The sequence below is a fragment of the Nocardia sp. BMG51109 genome, assembly GCF_000526215.1.
GTDB lineage: Bacteria > Actinomycetota > Actinomycetes > Mycobacteriales > Mycobacteriaceae > Nocardia.
Window position 1 is genome coordinate 6,417,105 of record NZ_JAFQ01000004.1, and the last position, 21,633, is coordinate 6,438,737.

Sequence of the window (21,633 nt, forward strand, 5' to 3'; positions counted from 1 at the left end):
CGCCCGGACCGCACCGCGGCACGAGCGACCTAGGCTGAGCGCGTGCGTCGATTCAGTCTCTGGCTGCGTGGCAAGCCAATCGTGGCGGATTCGATGCTGGCCGCGGTACTGCTGCTGGTCGACCTGCTGACGATCCCGGGAAAGCAACCGTCGGCCACCTACCTGATCCTGGCGGTGGCGGTCCCGATCCCGGTGGTGTGGCGGCGGGTGTACCCGCGCGCGAGCGCGGCGGCGCTGCTGGCGATCGTGATCATCGACACCACGCTGAGCTACCTCACCGGCAAGGACCTCCAGCCGCCGGCGCTACTGGCCGTGGGCATCATGCTCTACACCCTGGTCGCCTATGTCGGCCGCCGCGAAGGGCTGCTGTATCTGGCCGTGCTCGTCGTCGACGACGTGCTGGCGATCAGGGTGCTCGACGAACCGGTCTGGGCGGCCGTCGGTTTTCTCGGCATGTACTACGCGCTGTGCTGGACCCTGGCCGAATTCCTCGGCGCCCGGCACGCCTACGACAGCGAGGTCGCCGCCCGCCTGGCCGTCGCCGACTACGACCGCGACCGCAGCGCGCACGAGGCCGTCTCGCTCGAACGCACCCGCATCGCCCGGGAACTGCACGACGTGGTCGCGCACGCGGTGAGCGTGATCATCGTGCAGGCCGACGGCGCACGGTACGCGCTGCGCCGGGACCCGGACGCGGCCGAACAGGCGCTGAACACGATCTCCGGCACCGGCCGGGAGGCGCTGCGCGAACTGCGCCGCACCGTCGCGCTGCTGCGCACCGAGCACGCGCCCGAGCAGCTGCCCCAGCACGGCACCGCGGGACTGGCCAGGGTGGTGGACATGATGCGCAGCGCGGGCCTGCCGGTCGAACTGGAACTGACCGGCCGGCTCGACGACGTGACCCCGGAGGTGAGCCTCGGCATGCACCGCATCGTCCAGGAGGCGCTGACCAACACCTTCCGGCACGCCGGACCCGATCCGAAGGCCTGGGTGCGGGTGCGCCGCCGCGACGCCGACGTGCTGGTGGAGGTCGACGACCTCGGGCACGCGGCCGAGGCCGCCCCGGCCGCTCCTCCGGGTGCGCGGAACGACATCGTCGGCAGCGGCCTGGGCCTGGTCGGCATGCGCGAGCGCGTCGCGGTGCTCGGCGGCACCCTCGCGGCCGGCCGCCGGCCCGAGGGCGGCTGGCGGGTGCGGGCCACCATTCCGCTGGATCGGGAGGCGGCGGAGTAGCGGGGCACGTCCGGGTGCCACGCCGTGTGCCGCCTCGGCACGGACGACCGCCCCGTTAGATTGGGGTCGTGCCGATCAGCGTTCTCGTCGTCGACGACCAGGAGCTCATGCGTGCCGGGCTGAAGATGGTGCTCGGCGCCCACCCCGACGTGCAGGTGGTCGGGGAGGCCGGCAACGGCGCCGCCGCCGTGACCGCGGCGCGCGAACTGCGGCCCGACGTGGTGCTGATGGACGTGCGGATGCCGGTGGTCGACGGCGTCACCGCCACCGGGCAGATCCTCGAATCGGACTGCGGCAGCAGGGTTCTGGTGATGACCACCTTCGACCTCGACGAACACGCGCTGGGCGCGCTGCGGGCCGGGGCCAGCGGGTTCCTGCTCAAGGACACCCCGCCCGAGGATCTGATCTCGGCCATCCGCAGCGTCGCCGCGGGCGACGCGGTGGTCTCGCCGAAGGTGACCAAGCGGCTGCTGGACCGGCTGATCGCCGACGATCCGGCCCACATGCGCGACCCGTCGGTGCTCGACGTGCTGACGGTGCGGGAGCGGGAGGTGCTCGAGCAGATCGCCGCCGGGCGCTCGAACGCGGAGATCGCCGGCGAGCTGTACCTGTCGGAGGCGACGGTGAAGACCCACGTCGGCCGGGTGCTCACCAAGCTGGACCTGCGCGACCGGGTGCAGGCGGTCGTGCTGGCCTACGAGACGGGCCTGGTGCGGCCGGGGGCCTGAGGCCCGGCGTGGTGCGGGATCGGCCCCGGGTCCGGTGCAGGGCGTGAGCCCGGGGGCGACGCAGAACGGGAGCCCTGGTGGAGGGCGGGCGTGCGGCCGATTCCGGATTTCTCGGCGGTTCCGGGAGAAAATCGGGCGTCTCGGACGTTGGACGGGTAGATCGTTTTCGAAAGGATCGCCATGCCCGCCCTGTTGTTCGCTCTCTACCTGGTCGTCGAGATCGCCGCGCTGGTCGTGGTCGGTCACCTGATCGGTGCCGTGCCGACGATCCTGCTGCTCATCGCCGGATCCGGCCTGGGCCTGATCCTGGTGCGGTCGCAGGGGCGCCGGGTGTTCGACCAGTTCCGCCGCGCCGGCCGGGGCGAGATCGAGCCCGGCACCGCGGTGGCCGACGGCGCGCTCGTCGCGCTCGGCGCCGTGCTGATGTTCGTTCCCGGCCTGGTCACCTCGCTGGCCGGCCTGCTCCTGCTGCTGCCCACCCGCGCCCTGCTGCGGCCGCTGGTGTCGGCCTTCGCCACCCGCCGCATCGACCGGTTGTCGATGGCGACCGGCTACCACGGTGTGGTCGTCGAGCCGACCGGCGACGTCGTCGACGGAGTCGTGGTGCACGAGCACTACGACGACGGCCAGGGCAATTCCCGCCCGATGCTCGACGGACGCTGACACCGGGCCCGCCCGTCGGCTCCGGGCCCGCACCGGGCGCACCGGCCGATAACCCGGCCGGATATCACGGACGCGCCTGCGCCGACCGCGGGGCGGCGTCGGCGGGCGGTGCCGTGGCGCTGACGGCGAAGCGGCGGGCAACCCGGTCGGGCGCCGGGCGGGGGATACGGCACACTGGACTGCCGTGAGTACCCAGTTGCTGGTCGGCGGTCGCATCTACAGTTCCAGTTCCCCCGACGCGACGGCGATGGCGGTGACCGACGGAACCGTGGTGTGGCTGGGTGCCGATCGGCCGGGGCGGGCGCTGCACCCCGACGCCGAGATCATCGCGCTGGACGGGGCGTTCGTGGCTCCGGCGTTCGTGGATCCGCATGTGCACGTGACCGCGCTGGGCCTGCAGCTGACCGGACTGGACCTGTCGCGGTCCACCTCGCTGGCGCACTGCCTGGAGCTGGTGCGCGACTTCGCCCTGGCCCATCCCGGCGCGGTCCTCGGCGACGGCTGGGACGAGACCCGGTGGCCGGAGGGCCGACCGCCGACCGTCGAGGAGATCGATGCGGCGGCCGGCCCGGGACGTGCGGTGTATCTCGTTCGGGTGGACGCGCATTCGGCGGTGGCGTCCTCGGCGCTGCTGGACTCCGTGCCGGAGGCGCGCGCGGCGGCCGGATTCACCCCGGGCGAACCGCTGCGCGCCGAAGCCCACCATCTGGTCCGCGCCGCCGCGCTGAACGGATTGGACCGCACCCAGCGCGACCGCGCCCGCCGCGCCGCGCTGGACCATGCGGCGGCGACAGGCGTTGTCGCCGTGCACGAATGCGCCGGGCCACAGATCTCCGGCCGGGCCGACGTGACCGAACTGCTCGAATTCGCGCACGGGGTGGAGGTGCGCGCCTACTGGGGCGAGGCGGTGCGCAGCGCGGACGAAGCCCGCTGCCTGATCGAGGAACTCGGCGTGCACGGCCTCGCGGGCGACCTGTTCGCGGACGGGTCGATCGGTTCGCACACCGCCGCGCTGCGCGCCCCGTACACCGACGGCACCGGCACCGGCGTCGGCTATCTCGACGCCGACACCGTCGCGGCCCACGTGCGCGCCTGCACCGAGGCCGGGATCCAGGCGGGTTTCCACGCCATCGGCGACGCCGCGCTCGACGCCGTGGCCGGCGGATTCTCCCGCGTCGCCGCCGACCTCGGCCGGCCGGCGGTCGCGGCGTGCGGGCACCGTGTCGAGCACGCCGAACTGATCGACGCCGAGCAGATCTCGGTCCTGGCCGCCTGCGGCGTGATCGCCAGCGTGCAACCGGGATTCGACGCCGAATGGGGCGGGCCGGACGGCATGTACGCGACCCGCCTGGGCGCCGGCCGTGCCGCCGCCCTGAACCCGTTCTCCGCGATGGCCGCGGCCGGCGTCTCCCTGGCGATCGGCTCCGACGCGCCGGTCACGGCCCTGAACCCGTGGGAGGCCGTGCGCGCGGCCGCCCACCACCGGACACCCGGGCACGGGATCTCGCCGCGGGCCGCGTTCGCCGCGGCGACCCGCGGCGCCTGGCGTGCCGGTGGCGTCCGCGACGGCATCGCCGGAACCCTTGTCCCCGGCGCGCCCGCCTCGTACGCGGTATGGGACGCCGCCGATCTGGTGGTCGCGGCGGCCTCGGATTCGGTCCAGCGCTGGTCCACGGATCCGCGCTCGCGCGTGCCCGGCCTGCCCCCGCTCGACCCCGGCACCGCTCCGCCCCGCTGCCTGCGCACCGTGCGCCGGGGCACCACCCTCTACGAGGCGTGAATCGCGATGACCCGTGCGCGCCGCCGCCGTACCGCGACCTCGATTCGACCGGGGTCCCCGTGTGCCCGCCCATCGTCGTCCGGCATGCCCGTGGGGGAGGCCGGCGACGATGAATGAGGAAGCCTCGCCCCGGCGTTCGGGCCACGCCACGGCGGCCGGTGCGGACGCCCGGCGCGATGATGCGGCCGGGATCCGGCCGGCGGATCCGGCCGCGGCACCCGGTCCACGGGACACGACCGGTGCGGGCCGTCCGGCCGCAGAGGGTGGCGTGGCCTCTCGTATCCGCGGTCTGGCGGAGCGATATCCCGGATGGTGCCGGTTCGTCGGCGCCGTCGTCGCGGGCCTGCTGATCTACGCGAGTTTCCCGCCGCGCACCTGCTGGTACCTCGCGCCGCTGGGAATCGCGGTGCTGACCCTGGTAACGCGCGGAAACGGCAGGCTGCGCAGCGGTTTCGGGTACGGAGTCGTCGCGGGGCTGGCGATGTTCGTGCCGCTGCTGCCGTGGACCGGAATCTACGTCGGCCCGGTGCCGTGGCTGGCGCTCTCGGCGGCGTGCGCGGTGTACGTCGGCCTGTTCGGGCTGCTGACGCGGCTGGTCGGCGGGGCGCCCGGCTGGCCGCTGTGGGTGGCGGCGATGTGGACGCTCACCGAATGGGGCCGATCCAGCTTCCCGTTCGGCGGGTTCCCGTGGGGGAGACTGGCATTCGGGCAGGCCGACGGCTGGTATCTGCCGATCGCGGCGATCGCCGGCGCGCCCGGCGTGAGTTTCGCGGTGGCGCTGACCGGCACCGCGCTGGCGGCCCTGCTGCTACGCCTCGGTGACCGGCGAACCCGCAGGTGGCTACCCGGGATTATCGCTGTCGCAAGCCTTGTGGCTATCATTCCGGGTACCGGAGTGATCCTCCGGACCACGCTGCCCGCCCCGGACGACGGTGACCGGCCGATCACGGTTGCCGCGATCCAGGGCAGCGTGCCGCGGCTGGGCCTGGACTTCAACGCCCAGCGCCGCGCCGTCCTCGACAATCACGTCCGCCGCACCGAGGAACTGGCCCGGGAGGTCGCGGCCGGGCGGGCCGCCCAGCCGGATGTCGTGATCTGGCCGGAGAATTCGTCCGATATCGATCCGCTGCGCAATGCCGACGCCGCCGAGGAGATCGGCGCGGCGTCGGCCGCGGTGCACGCGCCGATCCTGGTCGGCGCGGTGCTGGTGAACTCCGATCGCACCACCACGAACTCGGTGATCGTCTGGAACGGCACCGCCGGACCGGGGGAGCGGCACGACAAGAAGATCATCCAGCCGTTCGGCGAGTACCTGCCGATGCGCGGATTCTTCCGGCATTTCTCGCAATACGCCGACCGCGCAGGCTACTTCGTGCCCGGCCGGGGCGACGGCGTGGTGCACGTGCGGCCGGCGGGCGGCGGCCCGGAGATCGGGATCGGCGTCGCCACCTGCTGGGAGGTGGCGTTCGATCGTGCCTTCGAGGATTCGCTGCGTGCCGGTGCGCAGCTGCTGACCGTGCCGACCAACAACGCCACGTTCGGCGACAGCGAGATGACCTACCAGCAGCTGGCGATGTCGCGGGTGCGGGCCGTGGAACACGGGCGCGCCCTGGTGGTGGCCGCGACCAGCGGGGTCAGCGCGATCCTCACCGCCGACGGCGCCGTCGCCGAGCAGACGCCGAAATTCGTTCCGGCCGCGCTGGAGACGACGGTGCCGCTGCGCGGTGAGACGACGCTCGCGACCCGGCTGGGCCCGCTGCCGGAGCGAGCCGTCTGTGTTCTCGCCGCGGCCGTCATCGTCGCGGTGGCTATCCGGCGGCGAACCCGTCGGTCGGGGACATCGGCCGATCCGGGTGCCGCCGGCGGGTGAGGGTCCGATCCGCCGCCGCGGCGGCGGTCCGTGTGTGCAGGAGTCCCGTGCCCGTGCGTGCGGCCACGGGCGGCGGACCGGACGTCTCGATCGCGGGCGGGTAGCCGGTCCGCGCGGCACAGGGCCGTTCGACGCCACCGCGCGATGTTCGCCGAAACCCTGCGAAACCTGTTGTAGCCTCCTTGCGGTAGCGGCATTCAACTGCATTTCCGGTGTGATATCGGGCACTGCTGTGCGATTTGCGAGTCGGTAGCCAGCTAAAACCTCGCGCCGCCAACAGCGTTCGAAGTGAAACATCTCGAGATCGCTACCGATCCGCCCGACTCGATGCTCCGAATCATAGAGCGTGGATCACGTCCTGCGGCGGACGCGTACGCGCGCCCGCCGCTGACTCGTTCTCGAGAGCTCGGGGAGTTGCGTCAACAGCGGCAGAACGGAGTGATTGATGAGGTCATTGGCCACCGACAGGGTCGACCGATGCACTTCCGGCGAATTCTCAGCGAAACCCTTCGATCTGTCACCCGCGCAGACCGCCATCTGGTATGCCCAGCGCATCCGGCCGGACATCCCGCTGACCGTCGCGCAGTATGTGGAGATCCGCGGCGACCTGGACGTCGGACGGCTGCTGTACGCGATCGAGCGGTTCGGTGCCGAGACCGAGGTCGGCCAGGTCCGGCTGACGGAGATCGACGGCGTGCCCCAGCAGATCGTCGATCCGGCGGGACGGCCCGGCTGGGCGCGCATAGATCTGCGCCATGAGTCCGATCCGCGGGCGGCCGCGCAGCGCTGGATGGACGAGCACGCCGCCGCCCCGCTCGACCTGGAACACGACCCGCTGACCACCAATGCCGTGCTGCGCACGGGTGATCACGACTACATCTGGTATTCGCGCGGCCACCACATCGTGATCGACGGCTACGGCGCCATGAACGCCCTGACCCGCACCGCGGAAATCTATACGGCCCTGGAGAATCGCGCCGAGCCGGTGACCTCCCGCGCCACCCCGCTGGCCGAGATCTACGCGGGCGAATCGACCTACCGTGACACCAGCCGTTTCGGTGCCGACCGCGAGTACTGGGCAGAGCAGCTGTCCGGCGTCGGCGCGCCGGTGAGCCTGGCCGGCAACGGAATCGGCGCCGCGATGCCCGACGGCGGGCGCCGCACCGCGGCCGCGGTACTGGACTCCGCGGCCACGGCCGAGCTGGCCGGCGCCACCGAGGCGTTCGGCGCCCAGCACTCCACGCTGTTCGTCGCCGCGCTGGCCTGCTACGTGCGCGCGGCCACGGGCAATTCCGATGTGGTGCTGAGCCTGCCGGTGTCCGCGCGCACCACCGTGGCGCTGCGGCGCTCGGCGGGCGTGGTGTCGAACGTGGTGCCGATCCGGATCCGGTTCGACGCCGCGACCACGGTGCGCGACGTGATGAAGGCGGCCGAGCTGCAGATCACCGGCGCGCTGCGGCACCAGCGGTACCGGCACGACGACATCCGGCGCGACTGCGGCTACTCCCGCGACTCCCGGGGCTTCTTCGGCCCGATGGTCAACATCATGCTGTTCCACAGCGAGTTGCGCTTCGGCAGCCTCACCGGCTCGCTGAACGTGCTGTCCACCGGCCCCGTCGAAGATCTGTCGATCAACCTCTACAACGGCGCGGGCAACCGCATCCACATCGACTTCGAGGCCAATCCCCAGCTGTACACCGAGGCGGAGCTGGATCGCCACCACGCCCGCTTCCTCGAATTCCTGCCCCGGCTGCTGACCGCCGGCCCGGACACCCCGGCCACCGCGGTGCCGGTGATCACCGAGGCCGAGCGCGATCTGGTGCTGCGCCAGTGGAATTCGACGGCGGTACCGCACGGGGGTGGCACGCTGGCCGGGATGTTCGCGGCGCGGGCCGCGCGGTGCCCGGGAGAGATCGCACTGGAATTCGACGGCGAGACGCTGACCTACGCCGAACTGCACGAGCGCGCCGCGCGGCTGGCGCGCCTGCTGATCGCGCGCGGCGCCGGCCCGGACACGGTGGTCGGGCTGGCGATCCGGCGCAGTCTCGACCTGCTGATCGGCATGTACGCGATCGTGCAGGCCGGCGCCGCGTACCTGCCGATCGATCCGGAACATCCGGCCGATCGCATCGGGCATGTTCTCGCACAGGCGCGCCCGCTGTGCGTACTCACCACCGCCCGCGACGGATCGGATCTTCCGCCGGATGCGGAGCGGCTCGACATCGACGCGGCCGACCTGTCCGGATTCTCCGCCGAACCGCTCACCGACGCCGACCGGCGCGCGCCCCTGCGGCCCGGCCACCTGGCCTACGTGCTGTTCACCTCCGGCTCCACCGGCCGGCCCAAGGGCGTCGGCATCTCGCATGCCGCGATCGTCAACCGGCTGCGCTGGATGCAGCACGAGTACCCGCTCGACCCCGCCGACGTCGTCCTGCAGAAGACGCCCGCGACGTTCGACGTCTCGGTCTGGGAATTCTTCTGGCCCTTGCAGATCGGCGCGCGGCTGCTGATCGCCGCCCCCGACGGCCACCGCGACCCGGCCTACCTGGCCGCGCTGATCGCCGAGAAGGGCGTCACCACGGCGCATTTCGTGCCGTCGATGCTGTCGGTGTTCGTCACCGAGACCGAGGTGCGCGGCTGCACCGGACTGCGCCGGGTGTTCTGCAGCGGTGAGGCGCTGCCCGCCGCCGTGGTGCGCGATTTCCATGCGGCGCTGGGCGATCGGGCGCCGGCGCTGCACAACCTCTACGGGCCCACCGAGGCGGCCGTCGACGTGACGGCCTGGCGGTGCGCACCGGCGGAGGCGACCGTGCCGATCGGCGCACCGGTGTGGAACACCCGGACCTATGTGCTCGACGAGCGGCTGCGTCCCGTACCGCCCGGCGTGGCCGGCGAGCTGTACCTGGCGGGTGTGCAGCTGGCGCGCGGGTACGTGGATCGCCCGGGCCTGAGCGCCGAACGATTCGTGGCCGATCCGTTCGCGGCCGATGCGGCCGCGCCGGGCCGGATGTACCGCACCGGCGATCTGGTGCGCTGGCGCGCCGAGGGCGACACCGGCGTGCTGGAATATCTGGGCCGCAGCGACTTCCAGGTCAAGATCCGCGGCCTGCGCATCGAACTCGGCGAGATCGAGGCGGCGCTGCTGGCCGACGCGCGGGTCGCGCGTGCGGTCTGCGTGGCGCACACCGCACCCGGCGGTGACGAGTTGGCCGCGTACGCGGTGGCGGCCCCCGGCGCCGCGATCGACACCGGCGAGTTGCTCGACGGCCTGCGCCGCACGCTGCCCGGGTATATGGCGCCCGCGCACGTGATCGCGCTGGACGAGCTGCCGCTGAGCCCGAACGGCAAGGTGGACCGAAAGGCCTTGCCCGCACCGCAATCCGGGCCGGACCGCGGCACGCGGTCCGTCACGGGGCCGCGCACGGAGGTGGAGCGGCGGCTGGCGGGCATCTTCGGCGACGTGCTCGGCCGCGCCGATATCGGCGTCGGCGACAGCTTCTTCGACCTCGGCGGCAATTCCCTGTCCGCGGCCCGGGTGGTGGCCCGGGTGAACGGCGCCCTCGGCGCCGCGCTGACCATCCGGGACCTGTTCGAGTCGGCGACCGTGGCCGCCCTGGCCGCCCGGTTCGACAGCCACGACCCGGACGACGCGTCCCCGAAACTCGTTGCCGCGCAACGCCCCGCGCGGATCCCGCTGTCGCTGGCGCAGCAGCGGCTGTGGATCCTGAACCGGGTCGGCGAACACGCCGCGGCGTACAACATGCCGCTGGCCGTCGAACTCACCGGCCCGCTGGATATCGCCGCCCTGCGCGCCGGGCTGGTCGACGTGCTGGAACGGCACGAGAGCCTGCGCACCACATTCCCGGATGCGCCGGCGGGGGGCCCGCACCGGCCGGCGGTATCCGGTCCCGGCGAGCCGGCGGTGGGCGAGACATCGCGGCCGAGCGCGCCGGCCTCCGCCGAAGCCGAGCCCGGCGCATCCCCCACGGTCCCTCGGCCCGAGTTCGTCCGGGGGCCGGTCCAGGTCGTGCATCCCGCCGCGGAGATCCCGCTCGCCCTGGACCCGATCGATGCCGACGGCGCCGACACGATGGCCCTGGCCGCCGAGTACGCCCGGTACGGCTTCGACCTGCGCAGCCAGGCCCCGATCCGGGTGGCGCTGTACGCCACCGGCCCGGACACCTATGTGTTCCTCGTGGTGCTGCACCACATCTGCGGCGACGGCTGGTCGGTGCTGCCGCTGGCCCGCGACCTGATGGCGGCGGTCGCCGCCCGGGCCGCCGGGGCGGCGCCGCGGTGGACACCGTTGCCGGTGCAGTACGCCGATTTCGCGCTGTGGCAGCGCCAGGTACTGGGCGACGAGAACGATCCGGCCAGCCCGCTGTCCCGCCAGCTGGCGTACTGGCGCGCCGCACTGGCCGATCTGCCGGACCAGCTGGACCTGCCGATGGACCGGCCACGGCCGCAGCGGCGCACCGCCGAGGGCGCGAGGGTCGAGTTCACCATTCCCGCCGCCACCCGGCGGGCGGTCACAGGACTGGCCGCCGACCGCGGCGTGAGCACCTTCATGGTGCTGCACGCGGCACTGGCCACGCTGCTGGCGCGGCTGTGCAACACCACCGACATCCCGATCGGCACCCCGATCGCCGGCCGCTCGGACCCGGCACTCGACGAGCTGGTCGGCATGTTCGTCAACACGCTGGTGCTGCGCACGGCGGTCGACCCGAGCGCGGGATTCGACCGCGTGCTGGACCGGGTGCGCGAGACGGATCTGGACGCTTTCGCCAACTCCGACGTCCCGTTCGAGCGGCTGGTCGAGGTGGTCAACCCGGCCCGCGACGCCGGCCGGCACCCGCTGTTCCAGGTGATGCTGTCCTACGAGAACACCCCCGAACTGCGCATCGATCTGCCCGGCGTCTCGGCCCGGGTACTGCCGATGGACGTCGGCGTGGCCAAGTTCGACCTGCAGCTGACGGTGCACGAGCCGACCGGCGAGGACGGCCCGCTGACCGCCGAATTCGGTTACGCCACCGATGTTTTCGACGAGGCGACGGTGAGCGCCATGGCACGGCGCTTCACCCGCCTGCTGACCGCCGCGGTAGCCGACCCGGGCATGCCGATCGGCGATCTGAACGTGCTGGACACCCGCGAGACCGGCAGGCTGGTGCCGATCCAGGGCGCGCCGGGGGTTCCGCCGATCACCCTGGCCCGGTTGTTCACCGAGACCGCCGAGCGGCTGCCCGACGCGGTCGCGGTCCGCAGCCTCGGCCGGGACACCACCTATCGCGAACTGGACGAGGCGTCGAATCGCCTGGCCCGCGTGCTGATCGAGCACGGCGCCGGACCCGAGGTGGTGGTGGCGATCGCGCTGCCGCGCGGGCTCGACTCGATCACCGCGATCTGGGCCGTCGCCAAGACGGGCGCGGCCTACGTGCCGGTCGACCCGGACTATCCGGCCGACCGGATCGCGCACATGCTCGCCGACTCCGGCGCGATGCTGGGATTGACCGACGCGACATGCCGTGCGGCCATGCCGGATTGGCCGGGCCGCCGCGGCCGGCACCGCAAGCAGGACGTCGACTGGCTGCTGCTCGGCTCGGCGGAGCTGGAAGCGGCGGTCGCGCGTTTCCCGGGCACCGCCGTCACCGACGCCGACCGCCACCACCCGCTGCGCGTCGCGCACCCGGCCTACCTGATCTACACCTCCGGATCGACGGGCACACCGAAGGCGGTAGTGGTCACACACGCCGGGCTGGCCTCGCTCGCGCACGAGCAGATGCATCTGTTCGGCGTCACCGATGCGGCACGCACCCTGCATTTCTCGTCGCCGTCGTTCGACGCCTCGGTGCTGGAGCTGCTACTCGGATTCGCCGCCGGCGCCACCCTCGTGATCGCACCCGCGGGCCTCTACGGCGGCGCCGAACTGGCGGAACTGCTGCGCACCGAACGGGTGACACACGCCTTCGTCACGCCGGCCGCCCTGGCCACCGTGCCGCCGGAGGGGCTCGACGAGCTGGAGGCGATCATCGTCGGCGGCGACGCCTGCCCCGACGAACTGGTGCGGGCGTGGGCCGGAGGCGATGACGGCACGCGCGGGTCGTCCGCGGCGGCGCGAGCCGCCGGCTCCGGGGCCGCCGCGCGCGCCGCGACCGGGCGCCGCATGCACAACATGTACGGCCCGTCGGAGGGGACGGTCGCCGCCACGGCGACCGGCCCGATGGTCGCGGGTGAGCCGGTGCCGATCGGCCTGCCGGTGCGCGGCATGCGGCTGTTCGTCCTCGATGGCCGGCTGCGCCCGGTGCCGCCCGGCGTTCCGGGCGAGCTGTATCTGTCCGGGCCCGGACTGGCGCGCGGCTATCTGGGCCGCCGGGGACTGACCGCGCTGCGGTTCCCCGCCAATCCGCACGGCCGCCGCGGCGAGCGCATGTACCGCACCGGCGATCTGGTGGTGGCGGAAGCGGGCGGGCGGCTGCGCTTCCTCGGCCGCGCCGACGATCAGGTGAAGATCCGCGGCTTCCGGATCGAGCTGCGCGAGATCGACCATGTGCTGCGCGAGCATCCGGGCGTCCGGTTCGCTCTGACCGTCGTGCACCACGCCGAGGACGGAAACGCCCGGCTCGCTTCGTATCTCACCGCCGACACCGAGACCGGGATCGATACGGTCGCGGTGCTGGCGACCGCCCGGCAGCGGCTGCCCGGCTACATGGTGCCGGCCGCGATCACGGTGCTCGACGAGGTGCCGATCGGCCCGTCCGGCAAGCTCGACCGCAAGTCGCTGCCGGAACCGGAATTCGGTGTCGCGGGCCCGTCCCGGGCGCCCGAATCCGGCCTCGAGCAGCAGGTCGCCGAGGTGTTCGCCGCGGTGCTGGGCCATCCGGTCCCGGGTGCGGAGGACAGCTTCTTCGACGCGGGCGGCAACTCCCTGCTCGCCACCCGTCTCACCGCCGCGCTGCATGCCGAGTTCGGCGCCGAACTCCCGGTGCGCGAGATCTTCGAGGCGCCGACCGTGGCCGGTGTGGCCGCGCGCCTGGCACAGACACCCCGGACCCGCCGGGTGCCGTTGATCGCACCCGACCCGCGCCCGCAACGCCTTCCGCTGTCGCTGCCGCAGCAGCGCGTGTGGTTCCTGAACCGGTACGCGCCCGAATCCAGCGCCTACAACATCGCGTTCGCACTCCGGATCGAGGGCGACCCCGACGTCGGCGCGCTGCGCGCCGCGCTCGGCGACCTGGTCGCGCGGCACGAGGTGCTGCGCACCGTGTACCCCGAGGACGAGAACGGCGCCTACCAGCGGGTGCTGGATATCGACCACTGCCCGCCGCTGGTGCCGGAGCCGATCGACACGGACGCGGAGGGAGCCCGGGCGGCGCTGCGCAAGCTGGCGCGGCGCGGCTTCGACCTGACCCGCGACACTCCGCTGCGAACGACGTTGCTGCGCACCGGTTCACGCCGGCATCTGCTCGGCGTCGTCCTGCACCACATCGCCGCCGACGGCTGGTCGCTGGCCCCGCTGACGCGGGATCTGGCGGTCGCCTACGCGGCTCGTCAGGGCGGGGCCGCGCCGGCCTGGACGCCGCTGCCGATCCAGTACGCCGATTTCGGCCTGTGGCAACGCGCATGCCTCGGCGACGTCTCCGATCCGGCCAGCCCCGCCGCCGCCCAGCTGCGGTTCTGGCGCGAGACGCTGGCCGAGCTGCCCGACGAACTGCCGCTGCCCTACGACCGGCCGCGGCCGGAACGGCCCACCCAGCGCGCCGGCACCGCCGCCGTCGAGGTGTCCGCGGAGCTGCAGCGGGGCCTGGAGGCGCTGGCCCGCGCCCAGGGCGTGAGCCTGTTCATGGTGCTGCGCTCGGCGCTGGCGGTGCTGCTGCGCATCGTCACCGGCGGCCGCGACGTCGTCGTCGGCACCCCGGTCGCCGGGCGCACCGACACCCGGCTCGACGATCTGGTCGGCATGTTCGTCAACACCCTGATGCTGCGCTCGGACGTGGACCCCGACCGCGTCTTCACCGAACAGCTACAGCTCGACCGCGACGGCGAGCTGGCCGCGATGGGGCACGCCGAGCTGCCCTTCGAGCGCATCGTGCAGGAACTGTCGCGCACCGATCACACCACCCCGGCACAGGGCGGCCGGTCGGCGGCCGGTGCCGTCGCGCGCCCGCTGCTGCAGGTGGCGCTGACCGTCGAGGACACGCCGGCGCCGCCGCTGGAGCTGCCCGGTGTGCGGCTGCGTGCCGAGGAACTCGATATCGCGACCGCCAAGTTCGATCTGGAACTGCGCGTCCTGCCGGGCGAGGAGACCGGCCGGCGCTTCGAATTCGTCTATGCCGCCGAGCTTTTCGATGCCGAAACGGTGGCCACCCTGGCCGACCGGCTGGGCCTGGTGCTGTCCGCCGTCGTCGCCGATCCGCGGGTGCGGGTGCGCGATATCGACGCCCGCACGGCCGCCGAGCGCACCTTCCTCGCCCCGGCGTACGGCCCGCCGCCCACCCCGCAGTGCAGCCTGGCGAACTACTTCACCGCGACCGCGCACCTGCATCCGGAGCGCGTCGCGCTGCGCTCCGGCGACACCGAACTCACCTATGCCGAGGCGCACGAGTATTCGAACCGGCTGGCGCGGGTGCTGATCCGCCGCGGCCTCGGCGCGGGCGACCGGGTGGCGATGGGCCTGACCCGCTCGCTCGAATCGGTGCTGACGATGCTGGCCGTGGCCAAGTCGGGCGCGGCGTTCGTTCCCGTCGACCCGAACTATCCGACCGACCGGGTGCGGCACATGCTCACCGATGCGGACTGCCGGACCGGCATCACGCTGTCCGAGCACCGGGACCGACTGCGGCAGGCGGCGGTCGACGGCCGCGACACCCGCTGGCTGCTGCTCGACGATCCGGACCTCGCGGCCGAGATCGAGAGCCTGGACGAGACCACGGTCACCGATGCCGACCGGATCCGCACCGTCTGGACCACCGATCTGGCTTACCTGGTCTACACCTCCGGCTCCACCGGCAAGCCCAAGGGCGTGGCCGTCACGCACGCCGGCCTGTCCAACTTCGCCGACGAGATCCGCGACCGGATGCGCGTCGAACGCGACTCGCGCACACTGCATTTCGCGACGCCGAGCTTCGACGCGGCGATCTTCGATCTGCTGCTGGCCGTCGGTGCGGGCGCCACCATGATCATCTGCCCGGCCGGCGTGTACGGCGGCGACGAGCTGGCCGAGCTCATGGACCGCGAACGGGTCAGCCACACCTTCATGACCCCCGCCGCACTGGCCACCATCGATCACGAGCGCTGGCCGCTGCCGCACCTGACGGCACTGATGGCCGGCGGCGAGGCGCTGGGCGCCGAACTGGTGTCGCGGTGGGGCCCCGGCCGGATGCTGTTCAACGGCTACGGCCCCACCGAGACGACCGTGGTGATCACGATCGCCGGCCCGCTGGCCGTGGACGAACCGATCACGATCGGCACGCTGGTGCGCGGTGCGCGCGCCCTGGTCCTCGACGAGCGGCTGCGACCCGTGCCGGTGGGCGTGCCCGGCGAGCTGTACCTGGGCGGACAGGGCCTGGCCCGCGGCTATCTCGACCGCTTCGGGCTCACCGCGGCGCGTTTCGTCGCCGATCCGCTCGGGCCCGAGGGCGCCCGGATGTACCGCACCGGCGACGTGGTGCGCTGGAACGACCGCGGTGAGATCGTGTATCTGGGCCGCACCGACCACCAGGTCAAGATGCGCGGATTCCGCATCGAACTCGGCGAGATCAGCGCGGTGCTCACCGCGCATCCAGCGGTCCGGTTCGCGCACACCGAAGTCCGCGACATCGCGGGAACCGACCGCATCGTGTCCTACGTGCAACCGTCCGACGCGGCCGCCGGGGTCGACCTCGAGCAGCTCCGTGACCATGTCGCCGACCACCTTCCGGCGCATATGGTTCCCGGCAGCCTCACGATGCTCGACACCATCCCGCTGACCCCGGTCGGCAAGCTGGACCGGGCCGCGCTGCCGCAGCCGCAGCCGATGGCGACCACCGCGCGAGAACCGGAGACCGAGACCGAGCGGCTGGTCGCCCGGGTGATGGCGGACCTGGTCGGGGCCGGCGGACTGGGCCTCGACGACGGCTTCTTCGACGTCGGCGGCAATTCGCTGCTGGCAACCCAGTTGGTGGCCCGGCTGGCCGCGGCCACCGGCACCCGGCTCGAGGTGCGCGCGGTCTTCGCGGCGCCCACGGTCGCCGCGCTGGCGGCCCGGCTGGACGCGAGCGGCCCGTCCGACAGCACACCGGAGCTGTCACGGCGGACCAGGCCGCGGCGGGTGCCGCTGTCGGCGGCGCAGCGGCGGCTGTGGTTCCTCAACCGGTTCAACGAATCCGGCGGCGACGAGGTCGCGGGCGCCTACAACGTCCCGGTGGCGCTGCGGCTGCGCGGCCGGCTCGACGTCGACGCGCTGCGGGCGGCCCTGCACGCGGTGCAGGGCCGGCACGAGACGCTGCGCACGGTGTTCCCCGAACTGGAGGGCGAACCGTTCCAGTGGGTGCTCGGCCCGGCCGACGCGGCGATCCGGCTCGCCGTCACCGACATCGCCGAGGACGAGCTCGAGGCTGCGATACACCGAACCGCCGCAACGGGATTCGACCTGACCGCGACGGCTCCGATCCGCGCCGAACTGCTGCGGATCGACACCGGCGACCACGTGCTGGTGCTGGTCGTGCACCACATCGCGACCGACGGCTGGTCGCTGGAACCGCTCGCCGCCGACGTCGCCACCGCGTACCGCGCGCACCACGCCGGCGAGGCCCCGCAGTGGTCCGAACTGCCGGTGCAGTACGCGGATTACACGCTGTGGCAGCGCGACATGCTCGGCAGCGAGGACGATCCGGACTCCGCTGCCGCCCGGCAGCTCGAGTACTGGCGCCGGACCCTCGACGGCATCCCCGAACTGCTGTCGGTTCCGGCCGACCGGCCGCGGCCGCCGGTGCCGACCCATCGCGGCGGCACGGTCGACTGCACCCTCGACGCGCGGACGCACCGCGAACTGCAGGCGGTGGCGGCCCGGCACGGCGTCACCATGTTCATGGTCCTGCACGCCGCGCTGGCGGCGCTGCTGCATCGGCTCACCGCGGGCGAGGACATCACCGTCGGCACCCCGGTCGCCGGGCGCGGGCATCCGGCGCTGGACCCGATGGTCGGCATGTTCGTCGGCACCCTGGTGCTGCGCACCCGGATCGACGGCGGTACACCCTTCGCCGAGCTGCTGAACACGGTGCGCGATACGGACCTGGAGGCGTTCGCACACGCCGATGTGCCGTTCGAACGGCTGGTCGAGGTGCTCGATCCGGCCCGCTCGCAGTCGCACCACCCGATGTTCCAGGTGATGCTGTCGGTGCGGAACCAGCCGGTGCGCGAACTCGAGCTGCCCGGGCTGCGCATCGAGGCCGCCGCCGCGGATCCGGGCATCGCCAAATTCGACCTGCAGTTCACGCTGACCGAATCCTGGAACGCGGCTGCCGGCGGCGATCGGAAACCCGCGGGAATCACGGTCTCGGTGAACTTCGCCCGCGACCTGTTCGACGAACGGACCGCGGCCGGGCTCGGCCGCCGGCTGGTACGCGTGCTCACCGCGGCGGCCGCGAATCCGACGCTGCCCGTGGGCGATCTGGAACTGCTGGACGCCGCGGAATGGTCGAGCCTGGCCCCGGTGCGCGGCGCGGCCGCCGATCGGCCCGCCACCTTCCCGGAGGTGTTCGCGGCCGCGGTGGCGGTGAACCCGCGCGCGGTGGCGGTGCGCTCGGGCGACACCCAGGTCACCTATGGCGCCCTGGACCGCTGGACCAACCGGCTGGCCCGGGTGCTGATCTCGCTCGGTGCCGGCCCGGAGACGCTGGTGGCCCTGGGCATCCCGCGGTCGGTGGAATCGGTGGCGGTGACCCTGGCCGTGGCGAAGGCGGGCGCGGCGTTCGTCCCGGTCGACCCGAACTATCCCGAACACCGCATCCGGCACATGCTCACCGATTCCGGTGCGGCACTGGGCATCACCCTCACGGACCACCGGGAGCGGATGCCCGGCGGCGTCGACTGGACGGTGCTCGACGCGCCGGCGTTCCGGCGGCGGGTCCTGCGCACCTCCGACGCGCCGATCACCGCGGCCGAGCGCCCGAGCGAGCTGCGCACCGAGAACCCGGCCTACGTCATCTACACGTCCGGATCCACCGGCACCCCGAAGGGCGTGGTCGTCACCCACGGCGGCCTGTCGAACTTCGCCGCCGAGACGGCACGGCGGTTCGAGGTGCGGCCGGACTGCCGCGTCCTGCACTTCGCCACACCGAGTTTCGATGCCGCGATGCTCGACCTCCTGCTCGCGCTGGGCGGCGCGGCCACCCTGGTGGTCACCCCGCCGGGCGTGTACGGCGGCACCGACCTGACCCGGGTGCTGATCGAGGAGCGCATTACGCACGCCTTCATCACTACCTCGGCCCTCGGTACCGCGGATCCGGCCGGCGTCACCGAACTGCGGCACGTGCTGGCGGGCGGCGAGGCACTGCCACCGGAGCTGGTGCACCGCTGGGCCACCGAACCCGGCCGCGCACTGCACAACGTGTACGGCCCGACGGAAACCACCATCGTCACGATCATCTCGGGACCGATGGCGCCCGGCGCCCCGATCACCATCGGCGGCCCGATCCGCGGCGTCGCGGCCGTCGTGCTGGATTCGCGCCTGCATCCGGCGCCGGTCGGCGTGACCGGCGAGCTGTATCTGGCGGGCCCGGCACTGGCCCGCGGATATCTGGGCCGGCCCGGCCTGAGCGCGCAACGCTTCGTCGCCAACCCGTTCGGCAAGCCGGGCGAACGGCTCTACCGCACGGGCGATCTGGTGCGCTGGGTCGACCGAGAGGGCGGTCGCGAGCTGGAATACGTCGGCCGCACCGACCACCAGGTGAAGATCCGCGGCTTCCGGATCGAACTCGGCGAGATCGACGCGGCACTGACCCGGCACCCGGCGGTGGAATTCGCCACCACGATCGGCCACCGCACCCCGGCGGGAGCGACGGCACTGGTGTCGTACGTGAAGCCGCACAGCGAGGCCGCGCCGACGACCACCGACCTGCGCACCCACCTGGCCGAGCTGGTGCCGAACTACATGGTGCCGCAGGCGATCATGCTGCTGGACGAACTGCCGCTCACCGCCGTCGGCAAACTGGACCGCAGGGCCCTGCCGGAACCGGTGTTCGGCGACCGGTCCGGCTACCGGGCCCCGGCCACACCGGTGGAGGCAGCGCTGTGCGCGGCCTTCGCGGAGGCGCTGGGCGTCGACACCGTGGGCGCCGAGGACGGATTCTTCGAACTGGGCGGCAACTCGCTGCTGGCCACCAAGGTGGTGGCGCACGTCCGGGCCGCCGGCATCGAACTGCCCGTGCAGCTGATGTTCGGCGAATCCACACCCGCCGCCATCGCCCGCCGCCTGGCGGTCTCGGCCGAGGACGCGCTGGCGCTGGCGCTGGAACCGGTGCTGCCGATCCGGCCGGCCACCGACTCCGGGGTGCCGCCGCTGTTCTGCGTGCATCCGGCGATCGGGCTGTCGTGGTGCTATTCGGGCCTGCTGGCCCAGCTGCCCGCCGACCGGCCGGTCTACGGGCTGCAGGCGCCGCACGTGAGCGGCGGCGACGACGACAACTCGATCGTGGACGCCGCGAAACAGTATGTGGCGCACATGAGATCGGTGCAGCCGCACGGCCCCTACCACTTACTCGGCTGGTCCCTGGGCGGCCTGATCGCCCAGGAGATCGCGGTGCAGCTGCAGCACGCGGGGGAGCGGGTGGCCCTGCTGGCGATGATGGACAGCTACCGGCTGTCCGACGAATGGCTCGAATACGCGATCCCCGGGGTCGCCGACATCATCGGCGAGTTCGGCAGCGACCTGCTCGGCGGCGACCACCCGGTGGATCCGCGGCTGACCCTGCGGGACGCGGCCGATCTGCTGCGCAACCGGCCGGGCCCGTTCGCGGCGCTGACCGTCGAACACCTGGAGCGGCTGTACAACGGCTACGCCAACGGCACCGTGCTGGCACACGGCTTCCGGCCGCGCGTCTTCGACGGCGACCTGCTGTTCTTCACCGCCGCCGACGACGAGATCAACCGCGCCGACCCGACCCGGTGCGCGGCGGCCTGGCGGCCGCACGTGACCGGCACGATCCACGATCAGAAGGTCCGCTGCCGGCACTCCGGCATGACCACACCGGAGGCGCTCGCCGTGATCGGCCCGGTACTGCGAGAACACCTGGGCGGCACCGCGATCGGTGCCGCCGGAGAGCTGCCGGTGTCCGAGGGAGCCGGCGACGCGAAGGAGACGCGGACATGAGTCTGGCGGTGGAGGTCGGCGGCCTGGTGAAGCACTACGGCCGCGTGCGCGTGCTCGACGGAATGGATATGGAGGTACCGTCCGGCACCGTGATGGGCCTGCTGGGCCCGAACGGCGCCGGCAAGACCACGACCGTCCGGATCGTCACCACGCTGCTGCGGCCCACGCGGGGCGCGGTGCGGGTGGCGGGGATCGACGTGCTGGACGATCCGGCGCGCGCCCGCAAGCGCATCGGGCTGTCGGGGCAGTACGCGGCCGTGGACGCCAACCTGTCCGGCTTCGAGAACCTGCGCATGGTGGCGCGGCTGTACGGGATGGACCCGCGGCGGGCGTCCACCCGCGCCACCGAACTGCTGTCGGCGCTGGGCCTCGACCACGCGGCGGGCCGGCGCGCGGGCACCTACTCGGGCGGTATGGCGCGGCGGCTGGACCTCGCGGGCGCGCTGGTGGCCCGGCCGGCGGTGGTGGTGCTGGACGAGCCGACCACCGGCCTGGATCCGCGTGGGCGCCAGGACATGTGGCGGGTGATCGGCGACCTGGTCGACGACGGCACCACGGTGCTGCTCACCACGCAGTACCTGGAGGAGGCCGACCTGCTCGCCGACCGGATCACGGTCATCGACCGCGGCCGGGTCATCGCGCGCGGCTCGGCCGACGAGCTGAAGACCTCCATCGGCGGCGACCGGCTCACCGTCACCCTGGCCTCCGGGCAGGATCCGCGGCAGGCCACGTCGGTGCTGGCGCAGGTCGGTGTCGGCGAGCCCGCGCACGAGGCGGGCACCGACGAGGTGTCGGTCGTGGTCGGCGACGGCACGCGCACCATGGTCGAGGCGCTGCGCCGGCTCGACGACGCCGGCGTGTGCGTGGTGGACGCGACGGTGCACCGGCCCAGCCTCGACGACGTATTCCTGTCGCTGACCGGAACACCCACTCCCGCAGCCGAATCCGAAGAGCAAGACGTAGCAGAGGAGATCATGTCGTGAAGACCGCCGAACGTGCGGCCGCGGATCCGGCT

General features: G+C 72.9%; 7 protein-coding genes. All 7 read left to right on the forward strand.

All coding sequences use genetic code 11. From position 1 onward, the window contains the following. Window positions 1-42 precede the first annotated feature (42 nt). The 7 genes from D892_RS0130405 (at window position 43) to D892_RS0130435 (ending at window position 21,601) form a co-directional block, all read left to right on the forward strand. Entirely contained in the window at window positions 43-1,233 is a 1,191-nt protein-coding gene (locus tag D892_RS0130405) for a sensor histidine kinase (RefSeq protein ID WP_024804860.1), read from the forward strand. Between the two features lie 68 nt (window positions 1,234-1,301). Then, window positions 1,302-1,961, forward strand: coding sequence for a response regulator transcription factor (locus D892_RS0130410; RefSeq protein ID WP_024804861.1), 660 nt, complete (start codon window positions 1,302-1,304; stop codon window positions 1,959-1,961). A 180-nt stretch (window positions 1,962-2,141) separates the two neighbouring features. Further along, entirely contained in the window at window positions 2,142-2,624 is a 483-nt protein-coding gene (locus D892_RS0130415; RefSeq protein ID WP_024804862.1) for an FxsA family protein, read from the forward strand. Window positions 2,625-2,808: 184 nt separating this feature from the next. Further along, window positions 2,809-4,404: an amidohydrolase gene (locus D892_RS0130420; RefSeq protein ID WP_024804863.1), complete on the forward strand. Its 1,596-nt coding sequence runs from the start codon at window positions 2,809-2,811 to the stop codon at window positions 4,402-4,404. Window positions 4,405-4,513: 109 nt separating this feature from the next. After that, entirely contained in the window at window positions 4,514-6,274 is a 1,761-nt protein-coding gene (lnt, locus tag D892_RS0130425) for an apolipoprotein N-acyltransferase (protein WP_084161292.1), read from the forward strand. Between the two features lie 445 nt (window positions 6,275-6,719). After that, a complete protein-coding gene (locus tag D892_RS0130430) occupies window positions 6,720-20,618 on the forward strand; it encodes a non-ribosomal peptide synthetase (RefSeq protein ID WP_084161293.1) in 13,899 nt (4,632 codons plus the stop codon). After that, window positions 20,615-21,601, forward strand: a complete 987-nt coding sequence (locus tag D892_RS0130435; protein ID WP_024804866.1) for a daunorubicin resistance protein DrrA family ABC transporter ATP-binding protein — start codon at window positions 20,615-20,617, stop codon at window positions 21,599-21,601. The genes D892_RS0130430 and D892_RS0130435 overlap by 4 nt, the downstream gene beginning before the upstream one ends. Window positions 21,602-21,633: the final 32 nt, after the last annotated feature.

Coding starts and splice junctions, on each gene's coding strand:
- D892_RS0130415 (WP_024804862.1), top strand. CDS start 2,142: ATGCCCGCCCTGTTGTTCGCTCTCTACCTGGTCGTCGAGATCGCCGCG.
- lnt (WP_084161292.1), top strand. CDS start 4,514: ATGAATGAGGAAGCCTCGCCCCGGCGTTCGGGCCACGCCACGGCGGCC.
- D892_RS0130430 (WP_084161293.1), top strand. CDS start 6,720: ATGAGGTCATTGGCCACCGACAGGGTCGACCGATGCACTTCCGGCGAA.
- D892_RS0130435 (WP_024804866.1), top strand. CDS start 20,615: ATGAGTCTGGCGGTGGAGGTCGGCGGCCTGGTGAAGCACTACGGCCGC.